The sequence below is a fragment of the Sphingopyxis indica genome (assembly GCF_032879645.1).
GTDB classification, from domain to species: domain Bacteria; phylum Pseudomonadota; class Alphaproteobacteria; order Sphingomonadales; family Sphingomonadaceae; genus Sphingopyxis; species Sphingopyxis indica.
Genome location: NZ_CP076394.1, coordinates 611,810 through 629,341, shown reverse-complemented (window position 1 = coordinate 629,341; position 17,532 = coordinate 611,810). Strand labels below are relative to the sequence as shown.

Sequence of the window (17,532 nt, the reverse complement as noted above, 5' to 3'; positions counted from 1 at the left end):
CCTGAAACAGGCCCTCCCCCGGCCCCTCCCGCAAGCGGGAGGGGAGCGTCACAAAACCCCCTTGGTGCTCGGGATCGCATCGCCCTTGCGCGGGTCGATCTCCACCGCCTGCCGCAAGGCGCGCGCGAGCGCCTTGAACATGCTCTCGGCGATATGATGATTATTCTCGCCATAGAGGGTTTCGATGTGCAGCGTGATGCCCGCGGTCTGCGCGAAGCTATGAAACCAGTGCGGGAACAACTCGGTGTCCATCTCGCCGAGGCGCGGCTGCGAAAAGCCCGATTTCCAGACACAATGCGGGCGCCCCGAAATGTCGAGCACGCAGCGGGTCAGCGTCTCGTCCATCGGCGCATGCGCTTCGCCATAGCGCGCGATGCCGCGCTTGTCGCCGAGCGCCTTGGCTACCGCCTCGCCCAGCGCGAGCGCCGAATCCTCGACGGTGTGATGCTGGTCGATATGAAGGTCGCCCTTCACGGTCATCGAAATGTCGATCAGCGAATGGCGCGACAGCTGCTCGACCATATGGTCGAGGAAGCCGATGCCGGTGGATACCGAATAGTCGCCCGTGCCGTCGAGATCGACGGTGATCGCGATATCCGTTTCCTTGGTCGTGCGCTGGACGGTGGCGGTTCGCATGGCGCCCCCATAGCACTCACTTTTCGCCGTGCAAGGTGACTCTCCCCTCTTGACCCGCGAACACGCGCCGTTCATCCCCCTCGCCTATGAACGACGAAGTCCGCGACAGCCTGATTCCCTATGACGAGATCGTGCAGGACGCGCTGCGCGCCGTGGTCGGCCGCGTGCTGCGCCAGATCGAGGGGCACGAGAGCCTGCCGGGCGAGCATCATTTCTATATCACCTTCAAGACGCAGGCGCCCGGCGTCGCGATTCCGGGGCATCTGATCGCCAAATTCCCCGACGAGATGACGATCGTGCTGCAGAACCGCTTCTGGGACCTGGCTGTCGAGGACGATCATTTCAGCGTCGGCCTGTCGTTCAACCAGACCCCGACGATGCTGACCATTCCCTATGCGGCGATCACCGCCTTCGTCGATCCGTCGGTCGATTTCGGGCTGCAGTTCCAGGTCAGCGACGAGGCCGAAGAGCCCGAACCGCACGACGAGGCGCACAACGACCGCCCCGAGGTCGCGAGCGAGGACGGGTCGAACGTCGTCACCGTGGATTTCGGCAAGAAGAAATAGCGCGGTGGGCGGCCCCCTATGGCCCCCCAGCCGTTTCTGGCAATTTTGGGCGCTCGCCGGGATGGTGGTGCTGACCGCGGCCTTCTGGTGGGGGGTCGAGGGCTATGCCATGATCGAAAGCCACTATCCGCGCGGCCAGATCGCCGACGGGCTGCTGCGCTTCGGCCTGCTGGTCCTCACCCCGGCGCTCGTCCTCGTCTGGAGCGCCGCGGCGTGGCTGCGGCGGCGGGTCGGCGAAGGCGGCTATTGGCAGATGCTGGGGCTGGTCGCGGCGATCTGGGCCGGATCGGTGCTGGTCACGAGGATATTGCTGGGATGAGCGACACGCGGATCGAGAGCGACAGCATCGGCGAGATCGCCGTGCCGGCGGGCGCCTATTGGGGCGCGCAGACGCAGCGGTCGATCGAGAATTTCCCCTTCGGCGCGCGCGAGCGGATGCCGGTCGAGATCGTCCACGCGCTCGCGCTGGTCAAACAGGCTGCGGCGCGGGTCAACCGCCGCCACGGGCTTGCGCCCGATAAGGCCGACGCGATCGAGGCGGCGGCGCGGGAAGTGGTCGCGGGCAAGCACGACGACCAGTTTCCGCTCGTCATCTGGCAGACCGGCAGCGGCACCCAGTCGAACATGAACGTCAACGAGGTGATCGCGGGGCGCGCCAACGAGATGCTGACCGGCACGCGCGGCGGCAAGGCGCCGGTGCATCCGAACGACGACGTCAACCGCAGCCAGTCGTCGAACGACAGTTTCCCCACCGCGCTGCACATCGCCTGTTCGCTCGCCGCGACGAAGCGGCTGCTTCCCGCGCTGGCGCGGCTGCGCGACGCGCTCGACGCGAAGGCGGCGGCGTGGGCAGGCATCGTCAAGATCGGCCGCACCCATTTGCAGGACGCGACGCCGCTGACGCTGGGGCAGGAATTTTCGGGCTACGCCAACCAGCTTTATCGCGCCGGACGGCGGATCGAACCGGCGATCGTCAACGGCACCAACCGGCTGGCGCAGGGCGGCACTGCGGTCGGCACCGGGCTCAACGCGCCCGCCGGCTTTTCGGACGAATTCTGCGCGGCGCTGAGCGAAATCAGCAACCATCCCTTCCTGCCGGCCGAGAATATGTTCGAGGCGCTCGCGTCGAACGACCCGCTCGTCCATCTGTCGGGAACGCTGAATACACTGGCGGTCGCGCTCACCAAGATCGCGGGCGACATCCGCCTTTTGGGCTCGGGTCCGCGCGCGGGGCTCGGCGAGCTGTCGCTGCCCGCGAACGAGCCGGGCAGCTCGATCATGCCGGGCAAGGTCAACCCGACCCAGTGCGAGATGCTGACGATGGTTGCGGCGCAGGTCATCGGCAACCATCAGGCGGTGACGGTCGGCGGGATGCAGGGGCATCTCGAGCTCAACGTGTTCAAGCCGCTGATCGGCGCCAATGTCCTGCGCTCGATCGACCTGCTCGCGACCGGCATGGAGAGCTTCGCGGCCCGCTGCGTCGAGGGGATCGAGGCGAACGAAGGCCGCATCGCCGAACTCGTAGAGCGCTCGCTGATGCTCGTGACCGCGCTTGCGCCCGAGATCGGCTACGACAAGGCAGCGAAGATCGCCAAGCAGGCGCACGAGCGAGGGACGACCCTGCGCGAGGCGGCGCTGGCACTCGGCTATGTCGATGCCGCGACCTTCGACCGCCTCGTCGATCCGCGGCGGATGCTGGGCACGGAACCCGGCCGCCCTCCCGCGGATTGAGGGGGCGAAGGAGAGACGAGATGATGGGACGGATCGTCGGCGGCGCGCTCGGCAGCCTGATCGGCCGCGGCAAGGGCAATCACCCGGTCGCGGGTGCGGTGATCGGCGCGGGCACGCTGTTCGCGGCGCGGCGGCTGTTTCCGCAGCGCTATGCGGTGATCGCCGCAACCGCGGCGGCCGCCTATCTGACCAAAAAATGGGCCGACCGGGCGGAGGCGCGGCGGGCAGCCGCGGCGGCGCACGTCGCTGATCCGAATATTGTGTCTGAAGATGTGGTCGACACCTATGCCGGCATCGACGAGCCCGATGGCCGGAGCATCGGCGACGCGCTGCCGCCCGCCATTCCCGTCGGCGGCGATGGAACACGCCCGTCGATCCACTGACACGCATCACCAATCGTCGCCCCAGCGAAAGCCGGGGCGGCGGACGATCAGCCTCCCTGCCAGTCCTTTACGGCCTCGACCGGCGCGACGAGCATCAATATGTTCAAGGTCAGATTGTCGCGGATCGCCCATAGCGTGAACAATTCGAACGCGATCGCCATGGCAAACGTCGCGCGCCACGGCATCCGGCTTGCAGCGAGAAAACCGAGAATCATGAAGCCCGCATCGCTCACCGAATTGAGGATCGAATCGCCCGAATAGCCATAGGCCATCGTCACCTCGCGATAGCGGTCGATGATGACGGGCGAATTTTCGAGGACCTCCCACGCGCCCTCGATCCCGATCGCGAGCGCCAGCGCGGCGCCGAGCGGCGCGCGCGGCATCAGCCAGCGCGACAGGCCATAGAAGATGAAGCCGTGGATCACATGGCTGAAGCTGTACCAGTCGGAGATTTGCTGGCTGTTCTGGTTCGACTGGACGGTGCCGTGCCACAGGCTGACCGTGCCGCACGGGCAGATCGGCGGGCGCCCCATCGCGAACAGGATCGCGGCGAAGAGCAGCATTAGCGCCGCGGCCACGAACCAGCCCCTGCGTGAAATTCCTAAGATGATCGTCCCCCTTCGCGCTTGACCGCGGCGCGTCCTCGCGCAAATAGCCCCAATGGCTGAATCCATGCATCTCGATCGCCGCGGCGTGTTGTTCGTCCTATCCTCGCCGTCGGGCGCGGGAAAGACCACCATTTCGAAAAAGATGCTCGCGGGCGATCCGGCCATCGCGCTGTCGATCTCGGCGACGACGCGGCCGATGCGCCCCGGCGAGAAGGACGGGGTCGACTATCATTTCGTCGACGTCGATACCTTCAAGAAAATGGCGGCCGACGGCGAATTCCTCGAATGGGCGCATGTCTTCGGCCACCGCTATGGCACGCCGCGCGCGCGGGTCGAGGAATTGCTCGCGGCGGGCAAGGACGTCTTGTTCGACATCGACTGGCAGGGCGCGCAGCAGCTGTATCAGGAGGCCGGCCCCGACGTCGTGCGCGTCTTCATCCTGCCGCCGACGATGGCCGAACTCGAACGCCGGCTGCGCGCGCGAAAGACCGACAGCGACGAGGTGATCGCGGCGCGCATGGCGCGCGCGGCGAACGAGATCAGCCACTGGGACGGCTATGACTATGTGCTGATCAACGACGATGTCGAAGGCTGCTTCGACGAGGTGAAGGCGATCCTGCGCGCCGAACGGCTGAAGCGCCGCCGCCAGATCGGGCTGATCGGCTTCGCCCGCGACCTGATCCGCTCGGTGCCCGAGGCCGATCCGACGCTTTAGGCAATTAGAGCATCGTGCCGGAAATCTGCACCGTTTCCCCGAGCGAAGACGAGGGGCTCTGCCGAGCGAAGTCGAGGCGGCGACGCTGCGGTTCTCGCTCCGCTCGAACGAGCCCCTCGTCTTCGCTCGGGGATGCGGATGATTCAGATTTCGCGCAATTTGCTCTAAATAGGGACAGTCCCTATTTAATTGGTCGCTTTCATCGTCATCCCGGACTTGATCCGGGATCCATCCACACCAGCGCCGGAGGAATGGATCCCGGATCAAGTCCGGGATGACGAAGGAATGGCAATGGACGTCCCATCCCGAAGCGGCTAGCGATGGACGAGCAATCAACCCGCCCGCGCCAGATTCGTTTCCAGTTCCGCCACCATCTCCGCACGCAGCGGTTTCGCCTGCCCGTCGGTGCGGCACACGACGACCGTGTCGCAAGTCGCGATGCAGCGGCCGTTCTGGAACATCGCCTGGACGATCGTCCAGCTCGAGGTGCCGAGCCGGCCGATGCCGGTCGCGATCTCGACCGGGTCGGGAAAATTTCCCTCGGCCAGATAGTTGATCTCGACCGCGGCGACCATCGTGCGCTCGTTCGCGGGGCGGTCGCCGAAGGGGCGGATGCGGCGATTCATCAGCACGCGGCCGCTTTCGAACAGCGCGGCAAAGGCCACATTGTTGAGGTGGCCATTGATGTCCATGTCCTGAAAGCGCGTCTGCAATTCGATGCAGACGGGGTAGCTGGCGGCGTCGAGCCGCCAGCTTTCCGGTTTCGCCATATCAGCGCGGCCCCATGCGGATGCCGCCGTCGAGGCGCACGTCCTCGCCGTTGAAATAGCCGTTCTCGATCATGCACATGGCGAGGTTCGCATATTCTTGCGGATCGCCGAGCCGCTTCGGGTTGAGCACCGAGGCGCCGAGCGCGTCGCGGACATTCTGCGGCGCGCCGGCGAGCAGCGGGGTGTCGAAAATCCCCGGCAGGATCGTGTTGACGCGGATGCTCTCGCTCGCCAGGTCGCGCGCGACGGGGAGCGTCATGCCGACGACGCCGCCCTTCGACGCCGAATAGGCGGCCTGGCCGATCTGCCCGTCCTCGGCGGCGACGCTCGCGGTGTTGACGATCGCGCCGCGCTCGCCGTCCTCCATCGGGTCGAGCGTCAGCATCCCCGCCGCCGACTTGGCGATGCAGCGGAAGGTGCCGACGAGGTTGATCTGGATGATCCAGTTGAACGCATCGAGCGGGAAATGCTTGATGCTGCCGTCTTCCTTCGACCGGCTCGCGGTCTTGATCGCATTGCCGGTGCCGGCGCAGTTGACGAGGATGCGTTCCTGCCCGATCGCGGCGCGCGCCTTGGCGAAGGCGGCATCGACGCTCGCGTCGTCGGTGACGTTGCATTCGCAGAAGACGCCGCCGATTTCCTCGGCGATCGCCTTGCCCTTCTCTTCCTGCAGGTCGAAGATCGCGACCTTGACGCCCTTTGCCGCGAGCGCGCGCGCGGTGGCGGCGCCGAGGCCCGAAGCGCCGCCGGTGACGACGGCGGATACGGTGGAATCGAGTTTCATTCTAATGTTCCTTCCCTAATCCCGTTCGCCCTGAGGAGGGGCTGAGCTTGTCGAAGCCCCGTCTCGAAGGGGCGCTGGGTCGCGGTCCTTCGAGACGCCATTTCGACAAGCTCAATGGCTCCTCAGGACGAACGGCTGTTTCATGTTCAAAGCCGCTCGACGATCGTGACGTTCGCCTGCCCGCCGCCTTCGCACATCGTCTGGAGGCCGTACTTCCCGCCGGTCGCGTCGAGCACGCCGAGCAAAGTCGCCATCAGCTTGGTGCCGCTCGCGCCGAGCGGGTGGCCGAGCGCGATCGCGCCGCCGTGGACGTTGAGCCGCGCATGGTCGGCGCCGAGATATTTCATCCACGCGAGCGGCACCGGCGCGAACGCCTCGTTGACCTCATAGGCGTCGATGTCGCCGATTTTCATCCCCGCCTTCTTCAGCGCCTTTTCGGTCGCGAACAGCGGCTCTTCGAGCATGATGACGGGGTCGCCCGCGGTCACCGAAATATGGTGGATGCGCGCGCGCGGGGTCAGGCCATGATCCTTGAGCGCCTGTTCGGAGACGATCAGCGCGGCCGAGGCGCCGTCGCAGATCTGCGAGCTCGACGCCGCGGTGATCGTGCCGCCTTCCTGGAGCAGCTTGACGCCGGCGATACCCTCAAGCGTCGCGTCGAAGCGGATGCCCTCGTCGACCTTGTGCATCGCGGCGCCTTCGGGGGTTTCGATCGCGATCGGCACGATCTCGCGCTCGAACTTGCCGCCCTCGGTCGCCGCTTTGGCGCGGCGGTGGCTTTCGAGCGCGAAGGCATCGAGGTCGTCCTTGGTGAAGCCGTGCTTCTTGACGATCATCTCGGCGCCCATGAACTGGCTGAACATGATGCCGGGATATTTCTCCTCGAGCCGCGGCGACTTATAATTGCCGAGCCCTTCCTTCATGAACAAAGTCGCGACGCTGCCCATCGGCACGCGCGTCATGCTCTCGATCCCGCTCGCGAGCACGATGTCCTGCGTTCCCGACATCACCGCCTGCGCGGCGAACATCATCGCCTGCTGCGACGATCCGCACTGGCGGTCGATCGTGACCGCGGGAATCGAGTCGGGCAGCTTCGAGGCGAGGACGGCGTTGCGGCCGAGGTCCATCGTCTGCTCGCCGCCCTGGCTGACGCAGCCGGTGATGACGTCGTCGATCGCCGACGTATCGAAATCGTTGCGGTCGGCGATCGCATCATAGACCGCGGCGCCGAGGTCGACGGGATGCACCCCCGCAAGCCGGCCGCCGCGGCGGCCGCCCGCGGTACGCACGGCATCGACGATATAAGCAGTAGCCATTGGGGAGTTCCTTTCCTGCATCAATCCCCCTCCCGCTTGCGGGAGGGGCTAGGGGTGGGCGCGAGCGGAGCGAGCATCGGGGGGTGAGCGGACCCACCCCGCTGCGACTAGGGAGCGAGCTCCCAAGTCTCGCTGCCCCTCCCGCAAGCGGGAGGGGGTTATAATTTCCGCCCGATCAGTTCCTTCATAATCTCGTTGGTGCCGCCGAAGATGCGCGTCACGCGCGCCGCGCGCCAGGCGCGGGCGATCGGATATTCGTTCATGTAACCCGCGCCGCCGAACAGCTGGAGGCACTTGTCCATCACCTCCCACTGGAGGTCGGTGTGCCACAGCTTCGCCGCGGCGCCCTCTTCGGGTGTAAGTTCCTTTTTCATGTGGCGCGCGAGCGCCCAGTCGAGGTGCGCCCAGCCGACCTGCAGCTTCGCCTTCAGGTCGGCGAGGACGAAGCGGCTGTTCTGAAAGTCGAGGATCGGCTTGCCGAACGCCTTGCGGTCGCGGGTATAGTCGACCGTATCGTCGAAGGCGCGCTGCGCCGAGGCCTGCGCGCTGACCGCGATCGACAGGCGTTCTTGGGGCAGCTCGCTCATCAGATAGATGAACCCCTGCCCCTCTTCGCCGAGGCAGTTGGTGATCGGCACGCGGACGTCGTTGAAGAAAAGTTCGGACGTGTCAGCCTCGTCCTGCCCGATCTTGTCGAGGTTGCGGCCGCGCTCGAAGCCTTCACGGTCGGCTTCGACGAGGACGATCGACACGCCCTTCCACGCCGGCTGCACGTCGGTGTCGGTCTTGGCGCAGACGAGGATCAGGTCGGCGTTCTGGCCGTTGGTGATATAGGTTTTCGACCCGTTGATGACATAGTGATTGCCATCCTTCTTCGCGGTCGTGCGCATCCCCTGCAGGTCGCTGCCGGTGCCGGGTTCGGTCATCGCGATCGCGGTGATGACTTCGCCCGCGACCATCCTGGGCAGCCAGTGCTTCTTCTGCTCTTCGCTGCCGTAGCGGACGATATAATTGGCGACGATGTCCGACTGGAGCGAGAAGCCGGTGGTCACGCGCCCGTAATAGGCGCTCTCTTCGTCGACGATCGCATTATAGCCGAAGTCGAGGCCGAGCCCGCCATATTCCTCCGGCACCGTCGGGCAGAGCATGCCGATCTCGCCCGCCTTGGGCCACAGCGCCTTGGGGACGATCTTGTCCTCGGCCCATTGCGCCTGGTTGGGGGCGACTTCCTTTTCGAGAAACTGGCGCACCGTCGCGCGGAACGCCTCATGATCCTCATTATAGGCGGTACGCGACAGATTATCGAGCGACATGGTCTTCCTTTCCCTTCGCGGACCGGACGCAGGCAGGGAGCCGGCCGCAGCAACTGGCCGCGCATCGCGGCGCGTCCTTCGAATGCTAATGGACCTTACGTTTACGTCCACGTCAAGTAGAAATGCCGTTACGGCACAAAGTTCCTGGACGCTGCCTCCTCCTTTTCGTCACCCCGGACTTGATCCGGGGTCCAATCGCGCCGCGTCGAAATCTGGATCCCGGATCAAGTCCGGGATGACGCAAGGAGTTAGACGCCGATTCGGCTATTTCACGCTGTGCGGAATAGGTCTGCGACGCTGGGCAGCGACGCCGGTCCGCGCTAAGGCGCGCGCATGGTTGACCTGCTTCTCGACGCCCGCGCGCTGCTGGGCGAATCGCCGCGCTGGAATAGCGCCGACGGACGCCTCTATTGGGTCGACATCGACGCGCACCGCATCCACCGCACCGATCCCGCAACGGCGGCCGACGAAGTGATGCAGCTCGATGGGCCGGTCGGCTGCATCGCGCCGCGCGCCGGCGGCGGGCTGATCGCGGGATTGAAGGACGGCTGCGCGCTGATCGACGCCTGGGGCGATACGCCGCGCCCATTCGGACCGCAGATGCTCGCCGGCATCCCCGAACAGCGCTGCAACGACGCCTGCGTCGATGCCGCGGGGCGCTTCTGGGTCGGCAGCGTGACGAGCGACAAGGCGAACCCGGCCGCGCACCTCTATCGCCTCGACCCCGACGGGGCGCTTCACACGCTGTTCGGCGGACTGCTGACGAGCAACGGCGCCGCCTTCAGCCCCGACGGGCGCATCTTCTATCACGCCGACACGCCGACCCACGCGCTGAAGGCCTATGATGTCGATCCCGCGACCGGCCTGCTCGGCGAAGGGCGGCTCTTCCACCAGTTCGAGCATGGCACCGGCCGCCCCGACGGCGGCACGGTCGATGCCGAGGGCTGCTATTGGTCGGCGCTGTGGGACGGCTGGCGCGTCGTCCGCCTGTCGCCCGCGGGCGAACTGCTCCAGACCGTCGAACTGCCGGTGCAGCGCCCGTCGATGATCACCCTTGGCGGACCCGACCTCTGCACCGCCTTCGTCACCAGCGCGGGCAAGAATCTGACCGACGAGGAACGCGCGCGCCAGCCGCACGCGGGCGGTCTCTTCACCTTCCGCGTCGATGTGCCGGGGATCGCGCAGCCGGGTTTTGGGGGGTAAGCGACCGCTTGCGCCGCGCCGTCTTATCCGGTTAAGACAGGACAAGGTTTCGTTCGAAACCATCCTTTCCGGGAGATATGATGATGCCGCGTTCCGCGCCCCGCCCTTCCCTGTCGATGCTGCTTGCATCCACCGCGCTTTTCGCGGGTTATGCCGGCATGGACAGCCAGACCCCTGCCAATGCCGCCGAACCCGCCGCCGCCCCGGCCGCGACCGAGCCCGTTGGCGGCAACCCGCTGCTCGCGCCATGGACCGGCCCCTTCGAGGGGGTGCCGCCGTGGGACAAGCTCGACCCCGAACTCTTCCCCGACGCGTTCGAAAAGGCGATGGCCGAAACCAAGGCCGAGGTGCAGGCGGTGATCGACAATCCCGAACCCCCGACCTTCGAAAACACCTTCGTCCCGATGATGCTCGCGGGCGAGACGATGGAGCGGCTCTTCGCGCTGTGGGGTGTCCAGACGTCGAACAAGTCGACCCCGCGCGTCGAGGCGATCGACGCCGAATGGAGCCCGAAACTGTCGAGCTTCTTCACCGAGCTCAACCTCGATCCCAAACTCTTTGCGCGTTACAAGGCGATATACGACAAGCGCCACGACAGCGGCCTCGACGCGCAGCAGATCCGGATCGTCGAGCGCAGCTATGACGAGATGGTGCGCGACGGCGCCAATCTGTCGCCCGCCGACAAGGCGAAGCTCGTCGCGATGAATGCGAAGCTCGAGGGGCTGTTCTCGGCCTTTTCCTCGAAACTGCTCGCCGACGAAAAGCTCTATACGTTCGTAACCGACAAGGCCGAGCTCGACGGGCTCGAGCCCGCCTTCGTCGCCTCGCTCGCCGCGGCGGCCGAAGCGCAGGGCAAGCCGGGACAATGGGCGATCAAGAACACCCGCTCGTCGGCGCAGCCGGTGCTCCAGAACGCGACCAACCGGGCCCTGCGCGAAAAAGTGTGGCGCGCCTTCGTGGGTCGCGGCGACAATGGCGATGCGAACGACACCAATGCGACGATCGCCGAGATCCTGAAGCTGCGCCAGGCGCGCGCCGAGCTGCTCGGCTTCAGGACGCACGCCGACTATCGCATGGCCGACACCATGGCGAAGACCCCCGCCAATGCGATGGCGCTGATGATGAAGGTCTGGCCGGCCGCGGTCGCGCGCGTCCACGAAGAGGTCGCCGACATGCAGCGAATCGCCGATGCCGAGGCAAAGGCCGGCACGGGCCCGAAAATCACGATCGAGCCGTGGGATTACCGCTATTATCAGGAGAAGGTCCGCAAGGCGAAATACGACCTCGATGAAAGCGAGGTGAAGCCCTATCTCCAGCTCGACAAGCTGCGCGACGCGATGTTCTGGTCGGCGGGGCGGCTCTATGACCTCGGCTTCCGCGAGAATAGGGGGAAGGTCCCGGTGTTCGATCCCAAGGTGAAGACCTTCGAGGTCTATAATCTCAAGACGAACGAAAATGTCGGGCTGCTCTATCTCGACAATTTCGCGCGCGACGGCAAGCGCTCGGGCGCGTGGATGACGACCTATCGCAGCCAGCAGACGCTGGGCGGCGACCGCAACGTCCTCGCCTCGAACAACAATAATTTCACCGAAGGCGCAAAGGGCGAACCGACACTCGTCAGCCTCGACGATGCCTCGACCTTGTTCCACGAATTCGGCCACGGCATCCATTATCTGCTCCAGCACGTCACCTATCCGTGGCTCGCGAACGTGCCGCGCGACTTCGTCGAATATCCGAGCCAGGTGAACGAGAATTGGCTGCTGACGCCCGAGGTGCTGTCGAAATATGCGACGCACTATCAGACCGGCGAACCGATGCCGCAGGCGCTGGTCGACAAGATTCTCGCGAGCCAGAAGTTCAACCAGGGCTTCGACACGGTCGAATATCTGGCGAGCGCGATCGTCGACATGAAGCTGCACGACCGTACCGAGCCGGTGACCGACATCGACGCCTTCGAGCGCGACACGCTCGCCGAGATCGGAATGCCGAAGGAAATCGTGATGCGGCACCGGCTGCCGCAATTCGGCCACCTGTTCAGCTCCGACGCCTATTCGGCGGGCTATTATTCCTATCTCTGGTCCGAAACGATGGACGCCGACACCTGGGCGGCGTTCATGGAAGCGGGCGGACCGTGGGACCGCAAGGTCGCCGACCGGTTCCGCACCATCTTGTTGATGACCGGCAACGAAACCGACCGCGCCGAAGCGTACCGCGCCTTCCGCGGCCGCGACCCCGATGTAAAGGCGCTGCTCGAACGGCGCGGCTTCCCGACCGAATAGGGCAGCCATCGGGCAAGGGGGCTTCGGCCCCCTTTGTTTTGGGGTGGCGAGGGGCTGGATGCTTTCCGACCGCTAAGGGGACGTTCTGGCCTATCCCAACCCGTTCGCATCGAGCGAAGTCGAGATGCCCCTCGGCGTCGCGCTATTTAGGCGGGTGTCTCGACTTCGCTCGACACGAACGGGAATAGGGGTGTCCGGAATCGACCGATTGCGGATATCTGCATTCGTTGGATATGATCGCTGCCGTGCAGCATGAATCCCTCACCTTGTTTCTCAATGGCAAACGAACCGCCGAAGACCTTTGGTGCGAGATTGAGCGCGAGGTGAACGATTGCCTCACGGGTTGCGCCAAGAGTGGCGTCGGAGCAGTCGTCATTACGGCAGGCCCGCTGACAAAGATCTCGCCTGAGCATGTGGCGGTTCTTATCGGTGCTCTTTCCACCGCCGAGCTGCCTATGGCCGCCGCCAGCTATATCGCGGATGCGCTAATCATGAGCGAAGACTTCGAGTGGGAGGATGACGGGGTTGCAGATGCGATTTTTCGCGTCGCTGATGAAAGCGCTCCGCTCACGGAGAGTGATTTAGAGTGGGCAAAGAACCGCGTCTCAACCGGTCAATAATGTCCGCTCCCCACCCCAAGCCGGGCATCCGCCGAAAAAACTGCTGTCCTACATCATTCGACTGTGCCAGCCTTCATCCGGCTCTTTCGATATGTGGACAAATGCCGTCACGGCCCGGTTTGCGGATACGGACGGGAGCCGACGCGGCATGTTCGGCGGACGCGGCCCAGCGGCGGCCGCACAAGGCTGAACTTTACTGAACTTTGAAACGACGCGGCGCCCGCGACAACAGAAGACGGCAAGAACAACAGATTACCCCAAAGCCGACACCGCCCCTCCAGCCGAATCCGCTTGACCCTCCCCCAATCCGATATAAATATGATATCATCTTTATATCGGAGGGTGTCATGAGTGATTCGAACCTGACCGCCGCGCTCAATCCGACGCGCGAGGTGCGCGCCGCGACCGCGAGCGGCTATCTGATGCTGTTCGTCTGGCTGGCCTTGCTCGTCCTCGCGCTGTGGGCTGGGATCAGCAACGGCACCGCCGACTATCAGGTCGCATGGAAATGGGCCGTCGTCGTCGTCGCGGCGATTCTCGGCACGCTGATCCTCAGCGGCTTCTATCTGATCAACCCCAACGAAGCCGCGGCGATCCAGCTGTTCGGCAGCTACAAGGGCACCGATCGCGCGACCGGGCTGCGCTGGGTATTGCCGTGGCTGACGCGCAAGAAGATCGCGGTGCGCGCGAACAACATCATCTCGGAAAAGATCAAGGTCAACGACCTGCGCGGCAATCCGATCGAGATGGCGGCGCAGGTCGTCTGGCGCGTGACCGACACCGCGCAGGCGCTGTTCGACGTCGACGATTACAAGGAATTCGTGATCGCGCAGATCGAGGCCGCGGTGCGCGCGATCGGCTCGCGCTATCCCTATGACGACATCGAGGATCAGGAAATCACCTTGCGCGGCAACCATGACGAAGTCGGCGCCGAGCTCAAGAAGGCGCTGATCGAGCGGCTCGCGGTCGCGGGAATCACCGTCGACGAATGCGGCCTGACCCACCTTGCCTATGCGCAGGAGATTGCCGGCGCGATGCTCCGCCGCCAGCAGGCCGAAGCGGTGATCAGCGCGCGCAAGAAGCTGGTCGAGGGCGCGGTAACGATGGTCGAGATGGCGCTGAGGCACCTGTCCGAAAAGGATGTCGTCCACCTCGACGACGAGCGCCGGGCGACGATGGTGTCGAACCTGATGGTCGTGCTGTGCAGCGAACGCGACACCCAGCCGGTGGTCAACGCCGGGACGCTCTATTGAGCCGTCCCGAAAGGCTGAACGATGCCCGCGCCGCCCAAGAAGGCCTTTGCCCTCCGCCTCGATCCCGCGCTCTATGCGGCGATCGAGCGCGCAGCGGCGGCCGACCTGCGCAGCGCCAATGCCGAAATCGAAGTGCTGCTGCGCGAGGCGCTCGCCCGCCGCGGCGTGAAGGTCGACCCGCCGGCGCCGCCGAAACGCGGACGCCCCCCCAGGAAGGAGACATGACGATGCTGCATCTGTTTATGGGCAAGGAACCCTGGTTTCGCGTCAAGGATCGCGGCCTGGGAGCCGCGATCCCGATCAAGTGGCAAGGCTGGGTGCTCATCGCATCCTATCTGCTCGCGCTCGCCGGAATCATCGGGCTCGTAGAAGGAACCGGCCAGACGCCGGCCGGAATGGCCTTTGGCCTCGCGCTGCTCGCGACGGCGATCTTCCTCATCGTCTGCCGCAAGCGCACCGACGGTGACAGGCGCTGGCGCCAGGGTTGAACAAGCGTCGCCAGATCCCTGGATGTCGGCTTTGGGGTGGTTAGCTGACATTCGACCAAACCCCTCCTCTTCAGAGGAGGGGCAGCGAGACTTGCCAGCTTGCTGGCTTAGTCGCAGCGGGGTGGTGCTAGACGTCTTGCGCGCTATCGCGCGCCACCACCCCCAACCCCTCCTCTAAAGAGGAGGGGCTTATTACGCCCGCTACCGCCCGCAACCCGCCATTTCCACCTCGGCATTGCAAGCCCCCATCAGCGCACCGCAGGGAGGATCGGCGTATTATCCACCGCGCCCGCCGCAAGCGAGCGGGCGGCACCTTGCCCGTCCCCCGCAGGACGGTTAAGGGCGGTCCATGACCGCCGAAACGCCTACCCTCGTCCGCATCGCTCCCTCGATCCTCAGCGCCGATTTCGCCGCGCTGGGGCAGGAGGTGCGCGCGATCGAGGCGGCGGGTGCCGACTGGGTGCATATCGACGTGATGGACGGCCATTTCGTGCCCAATCTGACGATCGGCCCCGCGGTGGTGAAGGCGCTGCGCCCGCATTCGACCTTGCCCTTCGACGTCCATCTGATGATAAGCCCCGTCGACGGCTTCCTCGACGCCTTTGCCGCCGCCGGCGCCGACATCATCACCGTCCATCCCGAAGCCGGACCGCATATCCACCGCAGCGTTCAGCACATCAAGTCGCTCGGCAAGCAGGCGGGCGTGTCGCTCAATCCCGCGACGCCGGCGAAGATGCTCGACTATCTGATCGACGAGATCGACCTGGTGCTGGTGATGAGCGTCAACCCCGGTTTCGGCGGGCAGAGCTTTATCACGAGCCAGCTCCGGAAGATCGAGGCGGTGCGCAAGATGATCGACAAGTCGGGCCGCGACATCAGGCTGGAGGTCGACGGCGGGATCGACGCGAACACCGCGCCGCAGGCAATCGCGGCGGGCGCCGATGTGCTCGTCGCGGGCACCGCGACCTTCAAGGGCGGGCCCGACGCCTATGCCGGCAATATCCGCCGGCTGCGCGGCGCCTGATGGGCGAGGGACGGCCCTTGACCTCGGCCCCCGCCGACCCGCTTCCCGACGCCGAAGCGGCGGTGCCGCTCGACGACACGATCGAGCCGGGCAAAAGGCTGATCCGCCTGCCCGCCGACAAGGGGCTGTCACTCGGCGATCGCATCGCCAATCATATCACGCGCCTGACCTGGCGTACGCCGCTGCACGCCTTTCGCCTGAAAGGGCGCTTTCCGCTTAAGCTGCTCGGCGTTCCCGAAGACCCCGTGCCCGGCGACGTGCGCGCCGGCACCGCGATCCGCGCCGGCCACTTCCTCCACCGCGGGCTCAAGCTGCCAATCGGCGAACTCGATTTCGCCGCGCCGGGCGTCGCGCCCGCCTTCGCCGATTATCTGCACGGCTTCGCCTGGCTGCGCGATCTCGCCGCCGCAGGGACGCGCGCCGAGAGTGCGCCGATCGCCGAGACGATGGTCCGGCAGTGGCTCACCGCGCACGGCGAGACGGTGAGCGAGCCCGCGTGGAGCGCCGAAAACAGCGGCTGGCGCATCCTGTTCTGGGCGAGCCACGCGCCGCTGATCCTGTCGTCGAGCGACCTCATCTATCGCTCGGCGGTGCTCAACCATCTCGCGCGCGCGGCGCGCCACCTCGACCGTATCGCCGACAAGACCCGCCCCGGCGTCGGCCAGCTCGTCGCATGGGTCGGCATCGTCGCCGCGTCGCTGCTGATGCCCGGCGGCGAGCCGAGACAAGTGTTCGGCGAGGCGGGGCTCCGCCGCGTGCTCGAAACGAGCTTCTATGCCGACGGCGGCAATATCTCGCGCTCGCCGCAGGCGCAGCTCGACGCGATCATGGCGCTGGCGATGCTCGCGCGCGCCTATGACATGCGCCGCATGGAGATCCCGCCCTTCGTGCAGGAGGTGCTCGACCGCACCGTGCCCGCGCTGCTCGGCCTGACCCACAGCGACGGCGGCATGGGGAGCTGGCAGGGCAGCGGCGCTACGAGTGCCGAGCAGATCGACGCGATCGTCCGGGCGAGCGGGGTGCGCACGCGGCCGCTCAAGCAGGCGCGCGACTGGGGCTATCAGCGGCTCGTCGCGAGCAAGGTCGTCGTCCTCGCCGACGCGGCGCCGCCGCCGATCGCGCGCGTGACCGAGGCGGGATGCGCCTCGACCCTCGCCTTCGAACTGTCCGACGGCGACGAGCGCATCGTCGTCAATTGCGGCGGCGCGGCACTGACCGGCGCGACGATCCCCGCCGACCTCGCGCGCGGGCTGCGCACCACCGCAGCGCATTCGACGCTGACGATCGCCGACAGCAATTCGACCGCGATCCTTCCCAATGGCACGCTCGGCAAGGGCGTCACCGAGGTCGAGCTCGACCGGCGCGAGACGCCGCAGGGCAGCCGGCTCGAGATGAGCCACGACGGCTATGCGCGCCGTCACGGACTGATCCACCGCCGCCTCCTCATCCTCTCCCCCAACGGCCGCGAGCTGCGCGGCGAGGACATGCTGCTCCCCGCCCCGCGCAGCCGGCGCAAGAGCGACAAGGGCTTTACCCTGCGCTTCCATCTGGGGCGCAATGTCTCGGCGAGCCTGACCGCCGACAAATTGGGCGCGCTGCTGCGCGTCGCCGGCGGTCCGCTGTGGCAGTTCCGCACCTCCGAAGGCGCGCTCGACGTCGAGGAAAGCCTGTGGGTCGACGGCGAAGGCCGGCCGCACCCGACCGAGCAGCTCGTCGTCACCGGCACCGCGCCCGCGGGCGGCGCGAGCATCGGCTGGCTGTTCAAGCATATCGGCTGACGGCATCGGTGCGTCCGCGATAGCTGCGCCGTAAAATTTGTTCGCACGAAGCCACCAAGCCACAA

General features: G+C 65.9%; 19 protein-coding genes. 13 read left to right on the top strand and 6 right to left on the bottom strand.

Translation table 11 applies throughout. From position 1 onward, the window contains the following. Positions 1 to 48: 48 nt before the first annotated feature. Positions 49 to 636, bottom strand: a complete 588-nt coding sequence (gene hisB / locus KNJ79_RS02925) for an imidazoleglycerol-phosphate dehydratase HisB (RefSeq protein WP_317152734.1) — start codon at positions 634 to 636, stop codon at positions 49 to 51. An 86-nt stretch (positions 637 to 722) separates the two neighbouring features. Between hisB and KNJ79_RS02920 the strand changes: the two genes are divergently transcribed. Genes KNJ79_RS02920 through KNJ79_RS02905 form a run of 4 tightly spaced genes read left to right on the top strand, consistent with a single transcriptional unit; the run spans position 723 to position 3,316 of the window. Then, the gene (locus KNJ79_RS02920) at positions 723 to 1,202 is read left to right on the top strand and encodes an SspB family protein (RefSeq protein WP_089217000.1); all 480 of its coding nucleotides are present in this window, start codon (positions 723 to 725) and stop codon (positions 1,200 to 1,202) included. Between the two features lie 4 nt (positions 1,203 to 1,206). After that, positions 1,207 to 1,521: a hypothetical protein gene (locus KNJ79_RS02915; RefSeq protein WP_089217001.1), complete on the top strand. Its 315-nt coding sequence runs from the start codon at positions 1,207 to 1,209 to the stop codon at positions 1,519 to 1,521. Continuing rightward, on the top strand, positions 1,518 to 2,933 hold the full coding sequence (gene fumC / locus KNJ79_RS02910; protein ID WP_317152733.1) for a class II fumarate hydratase: 1,416 nt from the start codon (positions 1,518 to 1,520) through the stop codon (positions 2,931 to 2,933). The genes KNJ79_RS02915 and fumC overlap by 4 nt, the downstream gene beginning before the upstream one ends. Positions 2,934 to 2,953: 20 nt before the next feature. Beyond that, complete coding sequence (locus KNJ79_RS02905) at positions 2,954 to 3,316, top strand: hypothetical protein (protein WP_317152732.1); 363 nt, start codon at positions 2,954 to 2,956, stop codon at positions 3,314 to 3,316. 47 nt (positions 3,317 to 3,363) lie between these two features. Here KNJ79_RS02905 and KNJ79_RS02900 read toward each other — a convergent pair whose 3' ends face one another. Further along, positions 3,364 to 3,879, bottom strand: coding sequence for a DUF2585 domain-containing protein (locus tag KNJ79_RS02900; protein WP_317153849.1), 516 nt, complete (start codon positions 3,877 to 3,879; stop codon positions 3,364 to 3,366). A gap of 97 nt (positions 3,880 to 3,976) precedes the next feature. Between KNJ79_RS02900 and gmk the strand changes: the two genes are divergently transcribed. Continuing rightward, the gene (gene gmk / locus KNJ79_RS02895) at positions 3,977 to 4,639 is read left to right on the top strand and encodes a guanylate kinase (protein ID WP_317152731.1); all 663 of its coding nucleotides are present in this window, start codon (positions 3,977 to 3,979) and stop codon (positions 4,637 to 4,639) included. A 332-nt stretch (positions 4,640 to 4,971) separates the two neighbouring features. On the opposite strand, the gene KNJ79_RS02890 is transcribed toward gmk, so the two are convergent. The 4 genes from KNJ79_RS02890 to KNJ79_RS02875 form a co-directional block, all read right to left on the bottom strand. Further along, on the bottom strand, positions 4,972 to 5,409 hold the full coding sequence (locus KNJ79_RS02890) for an acyl-CoA thioesterase (protein ID WP_089217006.1): 438 nt from the start codon (positions 5,407 to 5,409) through the stop codon (positions 4,972 to 4,974). A 1-nt stretch (position 5,410) separates the two neighbouring features. Next, entirely contained in the window at positions 5,411 to 6,193 is a 783-nt protein-coding gene (locus tag KNJ79_RS02885) for an SDR family NAD(P)-dependent oxidoreductase (protein WP_317152730.1), read from the bottom strand. A gap of 146 nt (positions 6,194 to 6,339) precedes the next feature. Further along, positions 6,340 to 7,509, bottom strand: a complete 1,170-nt coding sequence (locus KNJ79_RS02880; protein ID WP_317152729.1) for an acetyl-CoA C-acetyltransferase — start codon at positions 7,507 to 7,509, stop codon at positions 6,340 to 6,342. Positions 7,510 to 7,667: 158 nt separating this feature from the next. Next, entirely contained in the window at positions 7,668 to 8,822 is a 1,155-nt protein-coding gene (locus tag KNJ79_RS02875) for an acyl-CoA dehydrogenase family protein (protein WP_317152728.1), read from the bottom strand. A 333-nt stretch (positions 8,823 to 9,155) separates the two neighbouring features. On the opposite strand from KNJ79_RS02875, the gene KNJ79_RS02870 reads away from it, so the two are divergent. The 8 genes from KNJ79_RS02870 (at position 9,156) to KNJ79_RS02835 (ending at position 17,467) form a co-directional block, all read left to right on the top strand. Beyond that, entirely contained in the window at positions 9,156 to 10,025 is an 870-nt protein-coding gene (locus tag KNJ79_RS02870) for an SMP-30/gluconolactonase/LRE family protein (RefSeq protein WP_317152727.1), read from the top strand. A gap of 83 nt (positions 10,026 to 10,108) precedes the next feature. After that, a complete protein-coding gene (locus KNJ79_RS02865) occupies positions 10,109 to 12,304 on the top strand; it encodes a M3 family metallopeptidase (protein WP_394357166.1) in 2,196 nt (731 codons plus the stop codon). Positions 12,305 to 12,531: 227 nt separating this feature from the next. After that, on the top strand, positions 12,532 to 12,924 hold the full coding sequence (locus tag KNJ79_RS02860; RefSeq protein ID WP_317152725.1) for a hypothetical protein: 393 nt from the start codon (positions 12,532 to 12,534) through the stop codon (positions 12,922 to 12,924). 347 nt (positions 12,925 to 13,271) lie between these two features. Beyond that, positions 13,272 to 14,177 carry an SPFH domain-containing protein gene (locus tag KNJ79_RS02855; RefSeq protein WP_317152724.1) on the top strand — a complete coding sequence of 302 codons (906 nt, stop codon included), beginning with the start codon at positions 13,272 to 13,274 and terminating at the stop codon, positions 14,175 to 14,177. Between the two features lie 21 nt (positions 14,178 to 14,198). Beyond that, positions 14,199 to 14,402, top strand: coding sequence for a toxin-antitoxin system HicB family antitoxin (locus KNJ79_RS02850; protein ID WP_317152723.1), 204 nt, complete (start codon positions 14,199 to 14,201; stop codon positions 14,400 to 14,402). 2 nt (positions 14,403 to 14,404) lie between these two features. Then, complete coding sequence (locus KNJ79_RS02845) at positions 14,405 to 14,665, top strand: hypothetical protein (protein ID WP_317152722.1); 261 nt, start codon at positions 14,405 to 14,407, stop codon at positions 14,663 to 14,665. Positions 14,666 to 15,014: 349 nt separating this feature from the next. After that, positions 15,015 to 15,689 (top strand): ribulose-phosphate 3-epimerase, encoded by a 675-nt coding sequence (gene rpe, locus KNJ79_RS02840; protein ID WP_089216820.1) that lies wholly within the window; start codon positions 15,015 to 15,017, stop codon positions 15,687 to 15,689. Next, positions 15,689 to 17,467 carry a heparinase II/III family protein gene (locus KNJ79_RS02835; RefSeq protein WP_317152721.1) on the top strand — a complete coding sequence of 593 codons (1,779 nt, stop codon included), beginning with the start codon at positions 15,689 to 15,691 and terminating at the stop codon, positions 17,465 to 17,467. The genes rpe and KNJ79_RS02835 overlap by 1 nt, the downstream gene beginning before the upstream one ends. Positions 17,468 to 17,532 lie beyond the last annotated feature (65 nt).

Excerpts from the sequence above, each read along its gene's own strand:
- fumC (WP_317152733.1), top strand. The coding sequence starts at position 1,518 with ATGAGCGACACGCGGATCGAGAGCGACAGCATCGGCGAGATCGCCGTG.
- rpe (WP_089216820.1), top strand. The coding sequence starts at position 15,015 with ATGACCGCCGAAACGCCTACCCTCGTCCGCATCGCTCCCTCGATCCTC.
- KNJ79_RS02885 (WP_317152730.1), bottom strand. The coding sequence starts at position 6,193 with ATGAAACTCGATTCCACCGTATCCGCCGTCGTCACCGGCGGCGCTTCG.
- KNJ79_RS02855 (WP_317152724.1), top strand. The coding sequence starts at position 13,272 with ATGAGTGATTCGAACCTGACCGCCGCGCTCAATCCGACGCGCGAGGTG.
- KNJ79_RS02880 (WP_317152729.1), bottom strand. The coding sequence starts at position 7,509 with ATGGCTACTGCTTATATCGTCGATGCCGTGCGTACCGCGGGCGGCCGC.
- hisB (WP_317152734.1), bottom strand. The coding sequence starts at position 636 with ATGCGAACCGCCACCGTCCAGCGCACGACCAAGGAAACGGATATCGCG.
- KNJ79_RS02835 (WP_317152721.1), top strand. The coding sequence starts at position 15,689 with ATGGGCGAGGGACGGCCCTTGACCTCGGCCCCCGCCGACCCGCTTCCC.
- KNJ79_RS02845 (WP_317152722.1), top strand. The coding sequence starts at position 14,405 with ATGCTGCATCTGTTTATGGGCAAGGAACCCTGGTTTCGCGTCAAGGAT.
- gmk (WP_317152731.1), top strand. The coding sequence starts at position 3,977 with ATGGCTGAATCCATGCATCTCGATCGCCGCGGCGTGTTGTTCGTCCTA.
- KNJ79_RS02900 (WP_317153849.1), bottom strand. The coding sequence starts at position 3,879 with ATGCTGCTCTTCGCCGCGATCCTGTTCGCGATGGGGCGCCCGCCGATC.
- KNJ79_RS02875 (WP_317152728.1), bottom strand. The coding sequence starts at position 8,822 with ATGTCGCTCGATAATCTGTCGCGTACCGCCTATAATGAGGATCATGAG.
- KNJ79_RS02890 (WP_089217006.1), bottom strand. The coding sequence starts at position 5,409 with ATGGCGAAACCGGAAAGCTGGCGGCTCGACGCCGCCAGCTACCCCGTC.
- KNJ79_RS02870 (WP_317152727.1), top strand. The coding sequence starts at position 9,156 with ATGGTTGACCTGCTTCTCGACGCCCGCGCGCTGCTGGGCGAATCGCCG.
- KNJ79_RS02865 (WP_394357166.1), top strand. The coding sequence starts at position 10,109 with ATGCCGCGTTCCGCGCCCCGCCCTTCCCTGTCGATGCTGCTTGCATCC.
- KNJ79_RS02920 (WP_089217000.1), top strand. The coding sequence starts at position 723 with ATGAACGACGAAGTCCGCGACAGCCTGATTCCCTATGACGAGATCGTG.
- KNJ79_RS02850 (WP_317152723.1), top strand. The coding sequence starts at position 14,199 with ATGCCCGCGCCGCCCAAGAAGGCCTTTGCCCTCCGCCTCGATCCCGCG.
- KNJ79_RS02905 (WP_317152732.1), top strand. The coding sequence starts at position 2,954 with ATGATGGGACGGATCGTCGGCGGCGCGCTCGGCAGCCTGATCGGCCGC.